The following is a 14,420-nucleotide window of genomic DNA, read 5'->3' as shown; positions in this document are numbered from 1 at the left end:
AAGGACACCATGACCCAGACCACCACGCTGCCGGAGGCCTCCACCCCGGGCCGCGGGACGCTGACCCCGGAGATGTCGATCCCGAAGATCCTGCGCGAGCGGGCCGCCCGGGACCCGGAGGGCACGATCTTCGAGCGGCAGTCCGCGCTCGGGTCCAGCTTCGTCCCGGTGACGACCAAGGTCTTCTTCGACGAGGTGCGCGCGTTCGCCCGGGGCCTGGTGGCCCTCGGCGTCGAGCCGGGCGACCGGGTCGCCATCATGAGCCGCACGAGCTACGAGTGGTCCGTCCTGGACCTCGGCGCCTGGTCGGTCGGCGCCGTGCCGGTGCCCGTCTACGAGACGTCCTCCGCCGAGCAGGTCGAGTGGATCGTCACCGACGCGGGCGTGCGCCTGGTCTTCGCCGAGAACCGCGCCATGGCCGCGCTGGTCGAGCCGCTGGTCGGCAAGGTCCCCGGCCTGGAGAAGGTCTACGTCATCGACGAGTTCGCCATCTCCCAGGTCTCCGCCGCGGGCACGGAGGTGCCCGAGGATGTGGTCGACGAGCGCACCGACGCCGTCGTCATGGAGTCGCTGGCGACGGTCATCTACACGTCCGGCACCACCGGGCGCCCCAAGGGCGTCGAGCTGACCCACGGCAACTTCGTCTCCCTGGTGGTCAACGGGACGGACGACCCGAACTTCTCCGGGGTCGTGCGCGGAGGCGGCAAGCGCACGCTGCTGTTCATGCCGATGGCCCACGTGTTCGCCCGCTTCGTGGAGGTGCTCTGCATCTACTCGGGCGCCGTCATGGCGCACGTGCCGGACGCGAAGAACCTCGTCGCCGACCTCGGCGCGTTCCGGCCCACCTTCCTCCTCGCCGTCCCGCGGGTGTTCGAGAAGGTCTACAACTCGGCCGACGCCAAGGCCGGCTCGGGGGCGAGGAAGCGGATCTTCCGCTGGGGCGCCAAGGTCGCCATCGAGTACTCCCGCGCGCAGGACCGGCCGGACGGCCCCGGGGCGGCGCTGAAGGCGCAGCACGCCGTGGCGGCCCGGCTCGTCTACGGCAAGATCCTCGCCGCGATGGGCGGGGACCTCGAGTACGCGATCTCCGGCGGCGCACCCCTGGGCGAGCGGCTCGGGCACTTCTTCCGCGGCATCGGCGTCGTCGTCCTCGAGGGCTACGGGCTCACCGAGGTCGGCGCCCCCACCACCGTCAACCGGCCGGGACTGGTCAAGATCGGCACGGTCGGCCCGCCCTACCCCGGCAGCTCCGTGCGCATCGGGGCGGACGGTCAGGTCCAGGTCAAGGGGCCCAACGTCTTCCGCGGGTACCGCAACAACCCCGAGGCCACGGAGGCCGCCTTCGACGACGGCTGGTTCGTCACCGGCGACATCGGCACCCTCGACGCCGACGGCTACCTGCGCATCACCGGCCGGCAGAAGGAACTCATCGTCACCGCGGGCGGGAAGAACGTGGCCCCGGCGGTGCTGGAGGACCGTCTGCGCGGCCACCCGCTCGTCTCCCAGGTGGTCGTCGTCGGTGACGCCAAGCCCTTCATCGGCGCGCTGGTCACCCTGGACGGCGACATGCTGCCGCAGTGGCTGGCGAACCACGGCCTGCCGGCCATGAGCGTCGCCGAGGCCGCGGAGAACCCCCAGGTGCTCGCGGCCCTCGACCGTGCCGTCACCCGCGCGAACGAGGCGGTCTCCCGGGCCGAGTCGATCCGCAAGATCCGGGTGCTCACCACGGACCTCACGATCGAGAACGACTACCTGACGCCGTCGCAGAAGGTCAAGCGCGCCAAGGTGCTCGCGGACTTCGCGGGCGAGGTGGAGAAGATCTACTCCTGACCCGCCGGGCACGTCCTCTTCTCGGTGAGACGTCGCCGGCCCGGCGGGGCGTCATCTTCCCGGTGAGACCTTCACGAGCTCGTGAGCTCTCACCGGGAAGATGACGCCTCGCGGCGTGACGGGCCGCTGCGGTCAGGACTGGAGCGTGCCGCCGCCGTTGGCCCGGGCCTCCGCGATGTCCTCGTGGTGGCGGATGACCTCGTCCACGATGAACTTGAGAAACTTCTCCGCGAACACCGGGTCCAGGCCGGCCTCCTCGGCGAGCGCGCGAAGCCGGGCCACCTGACGGTCCTCCCGGTCAGGGTCCGAGGGCGGCAGGTGCATCTCCGCCTTCATGACGCCGACCTGCTGGGTGCAGCGGAAGCGCTCGGCGAGCAGGTGCACCAGCGCGGCGTCGATGTTGTCGATCGTCGCCCGCGCCGAGCGCAGCGCCGCCGGCACCTCGTCGGGCTCGTTGCTGCGGTGGATCCCTGGGGTCGTCGTCATGGCGCGATCCTACGGAAGACGGCGGCCGCCGGACCCGGGCGCCCACGTGCCGGAGCTCCGGCGCCCGGGTCGGCCGTCAGCGGGCCGTCAGCGGGCCTCGCCGATCGACTGCCGCTTCCCCACCCGGCTGCGGCCCTCGCGGTGCGGGTCCGCGCTCTGGGAGAACAGGTGGTCGTTGGGCGTCGCGGCGTCGCTCCAGCGCAGCAGCGCACCCACGCCGTCGGGCAGCTGGACGCTCGCCGGGTCGACCACCGTGATGCCGGCGCCCTGGGCAAGGGCGGCCCGGCCGAGCGCGAGGTCCGCGCGGACCTCGTGCGGGGCGCGCGCACCCATCTCGACCACGTCCGTGCGGTTGCCGAGCTGGAGCGGGTCGTCGCCGCACCAGAGCTTCCTGCCGGCCAGCGACGACGGAGGCCCCGCCACCTCCTCGGTGACGAGAAGCTCGGCGACCTGACCCCGCCGCAGCACGTCGAGGACGCCGTCACGGCCCGCGACGGCTGCGCCGTCCTGGCCGTGCACCTCCCGGAACCGGTTCACGACCGCCTCCCGGCGGCGCAGCCGGAACTGCGTCAGCATGTCGGCCACGTGCGCGTTGAACGCCTCGGGCTTGACCCCCTCGGCCCGCGAGCCGCCGTCGAGGATGGTGAGGATCTCGCGGGCCTGCTGCCCGAGGGCGTCGGCGACCATCGCCCGGGCGCGGACGTCGCCGGTGAGCAGCAGCAGCTCCGGGCGGCGCTCGGAGACGATGCGGTCCAGCTCGGCCGCGACGACCTCCGCGTTGCGCTCCCAGGAGTCCTCCGCGCGCTTCTCGATGCGGCGGTGCGACCATCCGCCCGCGTTGGCCTTGGTCAGCTCGTCGTGGCCCCCCTCGACGCTCATGAGGTCGGCAGCCACCTCGGACGCGGTGGCGGACTCGAAGAGCGTGACGTCCGCGCCGGAGCGGTCCACGGTCACGAGGAGGTAGCGCACGTGCTCGTCGGCCACGCGCGCGAGCGCGAGGGCGTTGACGCCGCGGTCGACGATGGCCTCGTCCGCTCCCGGCGGCGAGGCGAGTGTGCAGTCGAGGACCACCTCGCCCCTGGCCCCGACGAGCACCCGCCCGTACTTGCCGGCCGCGTTGCTGATCGTCCGGATGCGCTCGCCGAGCGCCTCCAGGGTGGCACCGTCGGCGCCCTGCCCCTCAAGGCCGCGCCGCAGGTCCTTCCACCGTGTGAGCACCGCCTGGTTTCCCGTCTCGCTCTCCCGCGTCGCGTCCATCACGACGGTGACGAGGGGGACGTCCTGGGGAAGGTTGGCGGTGATCCGGTCAAGTCGCATCGGGCACCTCACTGTGTCGGAGTCGGTTGGTCGCGTCCACTCTGACGCACCTCGGCCCGGGACGCCATAGGTGCCCCCGAAGCAGCTTTACGGGGCCTGCACCCCGGGGACGACGAAGGGCCGGCACCGTCCGGTGCCGGCCCTCGGCCGTCGGCGACCGCCGTCGCCGCTGTCGCTCGTCAGGCCGTCTTCTCCCGCGGCGTACGCCGCTTGCTGGCCTTCTCGCGCGGCACGAGCGTCGGGTTCACGTTCTCCAGGACGACCTCACGGGTGACGACGACGCGGGCGACGTCGTCGCGCGACGGCACCTCGAACATCACCTCGCGGAGGACCTCCTCCATGATGGCGCGCAGCCCGCGGGCCCCGGTGCCCCGCAGGAGCGCCTGGTCCGCGATGGACTCCAGGGCGTCGTCGGTGAACTCCAGCTCGACGCCGTCGATCTCGAACATCCGCTGGTACTGCTTGACCAGGGCGTTCCGGGGCTCGGTCAGGATGCGCACGAGCGCCTCCTGGTCGAGCGTGCTGACCGTGGCGACGATCGGCAGGCGGCCGACGAACTCGGGGATGAGGCCGAACTTGTGCAGGTCCTCCGGTCGGACCTCGGAGAAGAGGTCGACCTCCTGGTCGGCGGAGCGCAGCGGCGCACCGAACCCGATGCCGCGCCGACCGGCGCGGGCGGAGATGATCTCCTCGAGGCCGGCGAACGCGCCGGCCACGATGAAGAGCACGTTGGTGGTGTCGATCTGCAGGAACTCCTGGTGCGGGTGCTTGCGCCCGCCCTGGGGCGGCACCGAGGCCTGAGTGCCCTCGATGATCTTGAGGAGCGCCTGCTGGACGCCCTCGCCGGAGACGTCCCGCGTGATCGACGGGTTCTCGCTCTTGCGGGCGATCTTGTCGATCTCGTCGATGTAGATGATGCCCTTCTCGGCCTTCTTGACGTCGAAGTCGGCGGCCTGGATGAGCTTGAGGAGGATGTTCTCCACGTCCTCGCCGACGTAGCCCGCCTCGGTCAGCGCCGTGGCGTCGGCGATCGCGAACGGCACGTTGAGCATCTTCGCCAACGTCTGCGCCAGGTACGTCTTGCCGGTCCCGGTGGGGCCGACGAGCAGGATGTTGGACTTGGCGATCTCGACGCCGGCGTCGTCCTGCCCGGCGGACTCGCGGGCCTGCACGCGCTTGTAGTGGTTGTAGACCGCCACCGCGAGCGACCGCTTCGCGCGGTCCTGCCCGATGATGTACTCCTCGAGGAAGTCGTAGATCTCGCGGGGCTTGGGCAGGTCGACCAGCCCGAGCTCGCTCGCCTCCGCCAGCTCCTCGTCGATGATCTCGTTGCACAGGTCGATGCACTCGTCGCAGATGTACACACCCGGACCCGCGATGAGCTTCTTGACCTGCTTCTGGCTCTTTCCGCAGAACGAGCACTTGAGCAGGTCCGCTCCCTCACCCGTGCGAACCACCGCGCTCCACCACCGTCTCGTCTCTTGTCACGTGCCGGCCGGGCGATCCGGTCCGACACTCCCATTCCACACCACCGGGCGCGCTCCTGTCCTGCTCGCCGCGCGGGCGCTTCACGGTACCCCGGTGCGCCGACGCCGGGTGCGCCGCCACGAGGGGCGGACGCACCCGGCGCGGGCAGGCCTCAGGCCTTGGTCAGGACCGGGGTCTTGCGGGACTCGAGGACCTGGTCCACGAGGCCGTACTCGCGGGCCTGCTCGGCCGTGAGCATCTTGTCGCGCTCGATGTCGGTGCGGACCTGCTCCAGCGGCGTGCCGGAGTGGTGGGCGATGGTCTCCTCGAGCCACTCGCGCATCCGCAGCACCTCGTTGGCGTGGATCTCGATGTCCGAGGCCTGCGCGTAGCCGCCCCCCTCGAGCGCGGGCTGGTGGATCATGACGCGGGCGTTGGGCAGCGCCAGGCGCTTGCCGGGCGAGCCGGCCGCCAGCAGGACCGCGGCCGCGGAGGCGGCCTGGCCGAGGCAGACGGTCTGGATCTGCGGCTTGATGTACTGCATCGTGTCGTAGATCGCCGTCATGGCGGTGAAGGAGCCGCCGGGCGAGTTGATGTACATGGTGATCAGCCCGTCGGGGTCCTGGCTCTCCAGCACGAGCAGCTGGGCCATGACGTCGTCGGCGGAGGCGTCGTCCACCTGCACGCCGAGGAAGATGATGCGGTCCTCGAAGAGCTTGGTGTACGGGTCCTGGCGCTTGTAGCCGTAGGCGGTGCGCTCCTCGAACTGCGGGAGGACGTACCGGGCCCCCGGCATGGCCGGCGCGGTGGAGGCCGGCATGCGCCCGGCCTGGGCGAAGAAGTTGGTGCTCACGGGTGCTCCTGGGGTCATCGGGTCGGCGGGGTGCGGCGTCACTTGGTCTCGGGCCCGCTGTTGCTGTCGGTGCCCCCGCCGCCGGGCACCGAGTGCGAGTGCTCGACGACGCCGTCGATGAAGCCGTACTCGAGCGCCTCGGGGGCCGTGAACCAGCGGTCGCGGTCGGCGTCGGCGTTGATCTGCTCCACGGTCTTGCCGGTCTGCTCGGCGGTCAGCTCGGCGAGCACGCGCTTCATGTGCAGGATCAGCTCGGCGTTGATGCGGATGTCGGTGGCGGTGCCGCCGATGCCGCCGGAGGGCTGGTGCATCATGACGCGGGCGTGCGGCGTCGCGAAACGCTTGCCCTTCGCGCCGGAGGAGAGCAGGAACTGGCCCATCGAGGCAGCCATGCCCATGGCCACGGTGGCGACGTCCGGCTGGACGAACTGCATCGTGTCGTAGATCGCCATGCCCGCGGTGATGGAGCCGCCCGGGGAGTTGATGTAGAGGAAGATGTCCTTGTCCGGGTCCTCCGCGGCGAGCAGCATCATCTGCGCGCAGATCGCGTTCGCGTTGTCGTCACGCACCTCCGAGCCGAGCCAGATGATGCGCTCCTTGAGGAGCCGGTTGTAGATGTTGTCGTTCAGGCCCATACCGGTGCTCTCGGTCCTTGCCTGCGGCATCGTCTCGCTCACGTGCATGCTCCTTCTCGCCGGGCCCCGCGGCCACGGCCGTCTCGGCCTGTGATGGTCCGTTCGGACGACACTAACGCCGCCCGCCGACAGATCCTTTCCCCAGGGGACGCTTTTCGCTCACGGCGCACGGTCACCGAGGCGGAGCGGCCCGGGGCCGTCCAGGACGTGCGACGGGCCCGGCACCACAAGGTGCCGGGCCCGCCGCGATGGCCGGGAGCTGCTACTCGTCGGCCTTCTTCTCAGCCTTCTTGGCGGCCGGCTTCTTGGCCGCGGCGGACTTCGCGGGCGCCTTCTCCGCGGTCTTCGCCGCCGTCTTGCGCGCGGGCGCCTTCTTGGCCGCGGGCTTGGCCGCCCCCTCGTCCTTCGACGCCGTGTCGGCCTTCTTGGCAGGCGCCTTCCTCGCGGGAGCCTTCTTGGCGGGGGCCTTCTTCGCCTCGGCGGCCTCCTCCTCGGCCTCTGCGACCTCGGCCGGGGAACCGGCGGACGCGGCGCTCTCGGCCGACTCCCCGCTCTCGGCGGACTCGGCGGACTCCGCGCTCTCGGCGGACTCCGCGCTGCCGGCCTCGGCCGCCTTCTCCTCGACCGGTGCGGTCGCGCCGTCCGGCCCGGCGGCGTCGAGCTCGTCCGAGCCGATGTACTCGCTCAGGTCGACCTCGCTGCCGTCGCTGTCCTTGACGGTGACCTGGCGCAGCGCGACGGCGAGAGCCTTGTTGCGGGCGATCTCACCCATGAAGGCCTGGATCTGCCCCGTCTGGGACGCCGCCTGGATGAACTGGTTCGGCTCCATGCCGTACTGCTGGGCGCTGGAGACGAGGAACTCGAGGAGCTCGTTCTGCGTCACGCCGACCTTGAGCCGGTCCACCAGGGTGTCGAGGAGCATCTGGTCGCGCAGGAGGTCGGTGATCTCCTCGCGGACCTCCTCGCCGTGCGGGTCGCCGGCCTCCTTGCCCTCGGCCTCGAGGTGGCGGCCGATCTCGGCCTCGACGACGCCGGCCGGGACGGGGATCTCCACGTCGCCGCGCAGGCGCTCGAGGAGACGGTCGCGGGCCTGGACGGCCTGGTCGGCCGCCCGGTCCTTGGCGGCCTGGCCGCGCAGGTCCTCGCGGAGCTCGTCGATGGTGTCGAACTCGGAGGCGAGCTGGGCGAAGTCGTCGTCCGCCTCGGGCAGGTCGCGCTCCTTGACCGCGGTCGGGGTCACGGTGACCTCGGCGTCCTCACCCGCGTGCTCGCCGCCGGCCAGCGGCGCGGTGAAGGTGGTGGTCTCGCCCGCCGTCAGGCCGGTGAGGGCCTCGTCCAGGCCGTCGAGCATGTTCCCCGCGCCGATCTGGTAGGAGACGCCGGAGACCGAGTCGACCTCCTCCTCGCCGACCTTCGCCGAGAGGTCGATGACGACGAAGTCGCCGTCCTCGGCGGGCCGGTCCACGCCGACCAGGGTGCCGAAGCGCTCGCGCAGCTCGTCGAGCTTGGCGGCCACGTCGTCGTCGCTCACGGCGGCCGGCTCCACGGTGATCTCGATGCCGTCGAGGGCCGGCAGGGAGATCTCGGGGCGGACGTCGACCTCGGCCTCGAAGACGAGCTGGCCGCCGGGCGTGCCGGTGACGGCCGGGATCTCGGTGACGTTGATGCTGGGCTGGCCCATGGGGCGGACCTCGGTCTCGGCGACCGCCTGGTTGTAGAAGCCCGGGACGGCGTCGTTGACGGCGTGCTCGATCACCGCGGCGCGGCCGACGCGCTGCTCGAGCACGCGCGGGGGCACCTTGCCCTTGCGGAAGCCGGGCACGTTGACCTGCTCGGCGATGTGGGAGTAGGCGTGGTCGAGGCTCGGCTTGAGCTCGTCGTACGACACCTCCACGGTCAGCTTGACCCGGGTGGGCTCAAGGTTCTCGACGGCGCTCTTCACTGCGGTGCTCCACTCATCGTGACGGTTCGGTCAGGCCCCGCCCAGGGGGCGGCGCGAAGTTCTTGCATGCGCGCGAGGCGCACAGACCGACCAATCTTAGGGCACGGCGCAGCGGCCGGGCACACCGTCCCGACGAGAGGGTCACCTGCCGGCGCGTCGACGACCGGCGCAGGGCCGGGCGTCGGGCGCAGCGTCAGGCGTCAGGCGTCAGGCGTGAGGCGTCAGGCGTCAGGCGTTGACGAGCGGACGCCGGGCGCGGCGACGCGCGGCCCGCATCGACGGGTTCTCAATCTCGTCACCACGCTCGGCCAGCCACGCGGCCCAGTCAGTCACCTCGGGATGACGGCGGAGCAGAGCTCGCCTCTCCCGCTCGGTCATGCCACCCCAGACGCCGAACTCCGTCTCGGTGGTCAGGGCCTCGGCCAGGCAGGCCTCGCGGACGGGGCAGCCGAAGCACACCTCGCGCGCCGATCGCTGCGCAGCGCCGCGCACGAACAACGCGTCAGGGGCCTGCTGTGCGCATGCGGCGTACGCGGTCCAGGAACGGTCAACACTCATGGGGGTCTCCTGCGAACATGGGTTGGCGAGGGGGGCGCCTACCCGATAAGGCAGACCCTAGTGATGTGGCGTCATTCACGGAACACTTGAACGGTAAATGCACAACTGCGGAGGCGACTTCGGGCATTCCGAACGACCGTTGAAACGATCCAGAGCCTTTTGCGACGCCGAAAACTCGTCCTGCGCCCGTTCACCGTGCTACTGCGGCCCCTGCCCGGCCGGTCCTCCCGTCGGCAACGTCGGGGGCATCGCCCCCGTCTGCGGCGCACGCTGGCCGCCCCCGGCCCGGCGGAGGTAGGCGCGTCGCCGGTCGTCCAGGAGCGCCATCGCCGGGCCCGCCGTCATGCCGTGGACGACGACTGATCCCACCACCACCAGGCCGGTGATCGCCCACAGGGAGCGGGGCTGGCCGAAGGACGCCTGCCCGAGCGCGTAGGCGAGGTAGTAGAGCGACCCCACGCCCCGCACGCCGAAGAACGCGATGACCGCGCGCTCCCGAGGGCCTGCCTTGCTCCCCACCATGCCGGCCCAGCCCGCCAGCGGGCGCACGAGCAGCAGGAACACGGCGGCGACGAGCACGTGCCCCCAGGTGACGTCGGCGAAGAGACCCCGCGCCACCGCGCCGCCGAGAAGGACCAGGATGACGATCGTGACGAGGCGTTCGAGCTGCTCGACGTACTGGTGCAGCACCTTGTGATACCCGTGGTCGCGCTCCGCGGCCCGGATGGTGCAGGCACAGACGAACACCGCCACGAACCCGTAGCCCTCCGCCAGCTCCGCCACTCCGTACGCGGCGAACGTGCAGGCGAGCGCCACGAAGCCCTCGCCGTGCTCGGCCAGCCGCAGCCGCTCGGAGCTGACGGAGAAGAACAGCTTGCCGAGGAGCCAGCCCAGCACCAGGCCGACACCGACGCCGACCCCGAGGCGCCACAGCACGTCCACGGCCAGCCACCGGCCCAGCCAGCCGGCGGGCGCGGTTCCCGCCATGGCGACCGCGATGGCCGCGTAGGTGAACGGGAACGCGAGGCCGTCGTTCAGCCCGGCCTCGGACGTCAGCGCGAAACGCACCTCGTCCTCGTCCTCGCCCTCCGCGTCCGAGGGCTCGGCCACCTGCACCTCGCTCGCCAGCACGGGGTCCGTGGGGGCGAGCACGGCCGCGAGGAGGATGGCGCTCGCGACCGGAAGCCCCAGGGCCCAGCCGCCGAGCGACGCGGCGGCAAGCATCGTGAGGGGCATCGTGATGCCGAGCAGGCGCCAGGTGGAGCCCCACCGGCGCAGGCCGACGGGTCTGTCCAGGGCCAGCCCGGCACCCATCAGCGAGATGATGACGCACGCCTCGGTGACGTGCTCGACGACGCCGCCGTGCGCCAGGGGGTCGGGGTTCGGCAACCACTCGATCGTGGCGAACGCGACCACGCCCGCGCCGAGGAAGATCATCGGCATCGAGACGGGGGCGCGGCTGATCAGGCGCGGCAGCACGGCGGCGAGAAGTGCCGCCAGGCCCGCGGCCGCGTACGTCAGTCCGGTGGGGTCCATCGGTACCGCCCCTTCGACCTGGAGGGGGAAGCGTCGCACAGGGGTGGGATCACGGCACCGCGGACGCCTTGAGGCGCTCAGCATCGGCGCACGCTCAGGTCCGGCGGACCTGGCCGTCGATCGGCAGCGTTCAGAAGCCCCGGAACACACCGTCCGGGTCGGCTGCGTCGGCGTACTCGAAAAAGTCCATGTTCGCGATCGTCAGATTGCTCGCTATCCCCTCGACCTGTTGCGGGATCGCCCGGAACGTCCGCCCGACCTGATCGTTGTACGTGTTCAGGTCGATGAACAGCACGGTCTGGTCTCGCATGGTCTGCGCGTCAGCGACCGCGAGCTGGCCCACGTAGCCGGCCCGCGGCAGGTGCACGAGGTCGTGCGGGGTCAGGCCTGCCAGATCTGGCGACTCGACCGGTTCTAGGCACGCGCCCATGCGCGGGAAGTCACCGACTTCGTACACGGCGGTCGCCGCTGCGAGCGCGGCGCGCCATGCCTGCTGGTCGGAGTAGTCGGTCCGCACGAGCAGGAGGCAGAGGTCGGACGGCTCGGGCAGGCGCATGCACCGGACCGTACCCGCCGCGGCGGGGCCCACATTCGTGGGTTCGGCCTGTCGCGGATGTCTTGCGACATCACACAGTCGGGATGGCGGGATTCGAACCCACGACCTTCCGCTCCCAAAGCGGACGCGCTACCAACCTGCGCCACATCCCGTCGCGCCACCGGCGGCGCCAGTCCCGCATTCTACGGGCCGGGACACCGGTGCGGTCGCACCGCGCCGTCGGACGCACAGCCGCACCTGGACGCACAGCCGCACCTGATCGATGTCACGCACCAGCGGAACGATCTGGTTAGAATCCTCGTGCGGCTCCGGCCCGCGCGGGTGTAGCTCAATGGTAGAGCCTCTGCCTTCCAAGCAGATGGTGCCAGTTCGATTCTGGTCACCCGCTCCAGCACGAACGTCCTGGGCGTCCCGACGGCGGACGACGCCCCCGGCTCCTTCGCACCGTCGCCGACCCGGCACCGCCCGTCCGCGCCACCCGTGCTTGGCCGTGACCGACAACCCGGCTCGGGCGTCCCCGACAACGCGGCCCGGGAGTCCAGGCCAGACGGCCAGCCCCACGACGACGGCCCCCTCACCGGTGGGTGAGGGGGCCGTCAGGGTACGCGGCGAGGATCAGTCCTCGACCAGCATGCCCTTCTGGTAAGCCTTGGCCAGCCGCCGCGGCACCTTGACCTCGCGGCCCTGGACGCGGACGGCGACGAGCTCGGTGAGCTCGGCCTTCCACTGGGACCGGCGAGAGCGGGTGTTGCTGCGGGACATCTTGCGCTTGGGAACTGCCATGCCCTTGCCGCTCCTTCCGTAGGTAGAGGGATATTGCCGACGCATACCCTCCCACGTGGCAGGGGCGTCAGACCAACCGGAGCAGTCTAACCCACGCCCGAGCGCACCTGCCGCCTCCTGCCGGGGCCAGGACAGGACCAGAGATGTGAGATCGGTCGCGCCGGGGCGGCATACTGCGGCGGTGAGCGACCTCAGGCCCGCCCCGGGCACGGACGTGCGCACCGAGACCGAGGTGCGCCGCTCGCGCTTCATCACCCTCGTCCGCCGCGCGGACAACGAGGAGGAGGCCCGGGCGGCGGTCGCCGAGTCCCGGTCCCTCTACCCGGACGCGCGGCACCACTGCTCGGCCTTCGTCGTCGACGTCCCCGGCGCGAACCGCGTCGAACGCTCCTCCGACGACGGCGAGCCGGCCGGTACGGCGGGCATGCCCATGCTCGAGGCGCTGCGCGGTTCCGGCCTGTCGAACGTCGTCGCCGTCGTCGTCCGCTACTTCGGCGGCACCAAGCTCGGCACGGGCGGCCTCGTGCGCGCGTACTCAGAGGCCGTGCAGGGGGCGCTGGCCGTCACGCCGCGGGTCCGCGCCGAGACCGTGGGCCTGTGGACCGTCGACGTCGGACACGCCGACGCCGGCCGACTGGAGGCGGAGCTGCACGCACGCGGGGTGGGGGTCCCCGACGTGCGCTACGACGCCGAAGGCGTGCGGCTCACCCTCGCCGCGGCCGACGGCGCCGAGCTCGCCGGGACGGTGGCCGCCCTGACCGCCGGCACCGCGAGGGTCGCGTCCGCCGGCGTGACTGTCGTCGAGCACCCGGCGGGCACGGCGTCGTAAAAATTGTTGCTCTAGTTCCCATAGAACAACTATGGTCGGTTCATGCTCCTCCGCGTCGACCCAGCTTCCCCCCGGCCGCTCTTCGAACAGCTGGCGGTCCAGATCCGGGTGGCGGTCGTGGACGGCGAGCTGCGCAGCGGCGAACGACTGCCCGCCGCGCGCGATCTCGCCGCCTCCCTGGAGATCAACCAGCACACGGTGCTCCACGCGTACCAGGTGCTGCGCGACGAAGGTCTGGTGGAGCTCCGACGGGGGCGCGGCGCCGTCGTCACGGCCCGAGCCACCGAGCAGTACGACCGGCTGGGCGGGGCGATCGAGGAGGTCCGCCGCGAGGCGGGACGCCTCGGACTGCCGCTCAGCGCGGTCGCCGCCATGATCGACCGACCCGAGGAGAACCGATGACCGCCGACGCCCCACGCCCGCCGCTCCCCCACCGCACACGCGCACTGCTGCTGGGCGTGGTGGTTCCACTGGTCGTCACCGCCGCCGCCTGGGCGCTCGTGGCCTCCTGGCTGCCGCGCCTGCCCGATCGCGTGGCGCTGCACTGGGGAACCGGCGGGGTCGCGGACCGCTTCGGCTCCGTCGCCGATCTGGTCACCGTGACCGGCGTGTCGGCGGGATCAGCCTCGTCGTGCTGGCGGTTCTCTCCCTGAGGGTCGGCCGGACGGCGGTGACCCGGCGAACGGTGCTGGGCCTGGCGTCGGGCACGGCAGTCCTCTTCGGCGGTCTCCTGGTCACGATGGTCGGCGCCCAGGTCGACGTCCCGGACGCCAGCGCGGCCGAGACGCCGGACCTGGGTCTGACGCTCACCGTCGTAGCGGCCGTGCTCGTGGGTGTCGTCGCGGGGTCGCTCGCCGGGCCGGACCCGGACCTGCCCGCCACCGCTCCGGTCCCCGCCACCGCCTCGCGCACCCCGCTCGCGGCGACCGAGCGGGCGGTGTGGATCCGCACGGCCGGGCCGGACGCCCTGCTCCGGCGGTGGGGCGGCGTGGGGCTGGCCGTGTACGTCGGGCTCTCCGCCTGGATCGCGGTCGTCGCCGCGAGCTGGTTCGTCGCCCTGGTGATGCTCGCGGTGCTCGCACTCCTGGTGACCATGCTGATGTGGCAGGTGCGAGTGGACGCGAGCGGCCTGACCGTACGGGGTGCGCTCGGCTGGCCGCACCAGCATGTGCCGGCCCACGAGGTCGTCGAGGCCTCCACGCGTCGGGTCTCCCCCTCCAGGGAGTTCGGGGGCTGGGGCCTGCGCACGGCCGTGGACGGGACGGTCGGCGTCGTGGTCCGCGCGGGTGAGTCGATCGCCGTGGACCGCTCCGGGGGCCGTCGGTTCGTGGTCACGGTCGACGACGCGGCGACCGGGGCCGCGCTGCTCAACACCTTCGCCGAGCGCGCCCGCGAAACGGCCGGCACGAAGGAGCCGGACCCCGGACGGGCGGACGGGCGGCCGGGCCGACGCGACCCGGACGGCATGACCCCGACCGCCCGCTGAGACGGACGTCGGACCCGGGTGCGTGTGACGCTCCCCACGCGATAGTGTGATTGAGGCTTCAAGATCGCCGGTACCGCACAGAGAGGACGACGCCGTGAGCTCGACGCTCCCCGTCCACCCGTGCTGTCCGTGCTGCCGCCCC

Annotated in this window: 15 protein-coding genes and 2 tRNA genes; 6 read left to right on the top strand and 11 right to left on the bottom strand. The window is 71.8% G+C overall.

From position 1 onward, the window contains the following. The first annotated feature begins 9 nt into the window (after positions 1 to 9). Positions 10 to 1,830, top strand: coding sequence for an AMP-dependent synthetase/ligase (locus ABD774_RS05180; protein WP_425554470.1), 1,821 nt, complete (start codon positions 10 to 12; stop codon positions 1,828 to 1,830). A gap of 132 nt (positions 1,831 to 1,962) precedes the next feature. Here the strand turns inward: ABD774_RS05180 and ABD774_RS05175 are convergent, their stop codons facing one another. The 10 genes from ABD774_RS05175 to ABD774_RS05130 all read right to left on the bottom strand — a co-directional run bounded on the left by ABD774_RS05175 (position 1,963) and on the right by ABD774_RS05130 (position 11,332). Continuing rightward, positions 1,963 to 2,316 (bottom strand): chorismate mutase, encoded by a 354-nt coding sequence (locus tag ABD774_RS05175; protein ID WP_345038422.1) that lies wholly within the window; start codon positions 2,314 to 2,316, stop codon positions 1,963 to 1,965. Between the two features lie 87 nt (positions 2,317 to 2,403). Next, a complete protein-coding gene (locus ABD774_RS05170) occupies positions 2,404 to 3,633 on the bottom strand; it encodes a baeRF2 domain-containing protein (protein WP_345038420.1) in 1,230 nt (409 codons plus the stop codon). 179 nt (positions 3,634 to 3,812) lie between these two features. Beyond that, on the bottom strand, positions 3,813 to 5,090 hold the full coding sequence (gene clpX / locus ABD774_RS05165) for an ATP-dependent Clp protease ATP-binding subunit ClpX (protein WP_345038417.1): 1,278 nt from the start codon (positions 5,088 to 5,090) through the stop codon (positions 3,813 to 3,815). A 182-nt stretch (positions 5,091 to 5,272) separates the two neighbouring features. Next, positions 5,273 to 5,920 (bottom strand): ATP-dependent Clp protease proteolytic subunit, encoded by a 648-nt coding sequence (locus ABD774_RS05160; RefSeq protein WP_425554485.1) that lies wholly within the window; start codon positions 5,918 to 5,920, stop codon positions 5,273 to 5,275. Between the two features lie 71 nt (positions 5,921 to 5,991). Next, positions 5,992 to 6,618, bottom strand: a complete 627-nt coding sequence (locus ABD774_RS05155; RefSeq protein ID WP_425554484.1) for an ATP-dependent Clp protease proteolytic subunit — start codon at positions 6,616 to 6,618, stop codon at positions 5,992 to 5,994. 232 nt (positions 6,619 to 6,850) lie between these two features. Continuing rightward, entirely contained in the window at positions 6,851 to 8,530 is a 1,680-nt protein-coding gene (gene tig / locus ABD774_RS05150) for a trigger factor (protein ID WP_345038413.1), read from the bottom strand. Between the two features lie 228 nt (positions 8,531 to 8,758). After that, entirely contained in the window at positions 8,759 to 9,088 is a 330-nt protein-coding gene (locus ABD774_RS05145) for a WhiB family transcriptional regulator (protein ID WP_345038411.1), read from the bottom strand. A gap of 198 nt (positions 9,089 to 9,286) precedes the next feature. Further along, positions 9,287 to 10,624 carry a cation:proton antiporter gene (locus ABD774_RS05140; RefSeq protein ID WP_345038408.1) on the bottom strand — a complete coding sequence of 446 codons (1,338 nt, stop codon included), beginning with the start codon at positions 10,622 to 10,624 and terminating at the stop codon, positions 9,287 to 9,289. Positions 10,625 to 10,754: 130 nt separating this feature from the next. Then, positions 10,755 to 11,180, bottom strand: coding sequence for a DUF6924 domain-containing protein (locus ABD774_RS05135; protein WP_345038406.1), 426 nt, complete (start codon positions 11,178 to 11,180; stop codon positions 10,755 to 10,757). 78 nt (positions 11,181 to 11,258) lie between these two features. Beyond that, positions 11,259 to 11,332, bottom strand: a tRNA-Pro gene (locus ABD774_RS05130). 165 nt (positions 11,333 to 11,497) lie between these two features. On the opposite strand from ABD774_RS05130, the gene ABD774_RS05125 reads away from it, so the two are divergent. Continuing rightward, a tRNA-Gly gene (locus ABD774_RS05125) sits at positions 11,498 to 11,571 on the top strand. 224 nt (positions 11,572 to 11,795) lie between these two features. On the opposite strand, the gene rpmF is transcribed toward ABD774_RS05125, so the two are convergent. Next, positions 11,796 to 11,963 (bottom strand): 50S ribosomal protein L32, encoded by a 168-nt coding sequence (gene rpmF, locus ABD774_RS05120; RefSeq protein ID WP_043496948.1) that lies wholly within the window; start codon positions 11,961 to 11,963, stop codon positions 11,796 to 11,798. 181 nt (positions 11,964 to 12,144) lie between these two features. Between rpmF and ABD774_RS05115 the strand changes: the two genes are divergently transcribed. From ABD774_RS05115 to ABD774_RS05100, 4 genes are read left to right on the top strand one after another with little or no spacing between them, the layout of a single operon-like run. Next, positions 12,145 to 12,792, top strand: coding sequence for an IMPACT family protein (locus ABD774_RS05115; protein WP_345038400.1), 648 nt, complete (start codon positions 12,145 to 12,147; stop codon positions 12,790 to 12,792). 42 nt (positions 12,793 to 12,834) lie between these two features. Further along, a complete protein-coding gene (locus tag ABD774_RS05110; RefSeq protein ID WP_345038398.1) occupies positions 12,835 to 13,194 on the top strand; it encodes a GntR family transcriptional regulator in 360 nt (119 codons plus the stop codon). After that, positions 13,191 to 13,445, top strand: a complete 255-nt coding sequence (locus ABD774_RS05105; protein WP_345038396.1) for a DUF1648 domain-containing protein — start codon at positions 13,191 to 13,193, stop codon at positions 13,443 to 13,445. Before ABD774_RS05110 ends, ABD774_RS05105 begins: the two co-directional genes overlap by 4 nt. Positions 13,446 to 13,462: 17 nt before the next feature. Continuing rightward, positions 13,463 to 14,278: a DUF1648 domain-containing protein gene (locus tag ABD774_RS05100; RefSeq protein ID WP_345038394.1), complete on the top strand. Its 816-nt coding sequence runs from the start codon at positions 13,463 to 13,465 to the stop codon at positions 14,276 to 14,278. Positions 14,279 to 14,420 lie beyond the last annotated feature (142 nt).

The organism is Georgenia daeguensis, assembly GCF_039537705.1.
GTDB lineage: Bacteria > Actinomycetota > Actinomycetes > Actinomycetales > Actinomycetaceae > Georgenia > Georgenia daeguensis.
This window is presented reverse-complemented; position numbering and strand designations above follow the sequence as displayed.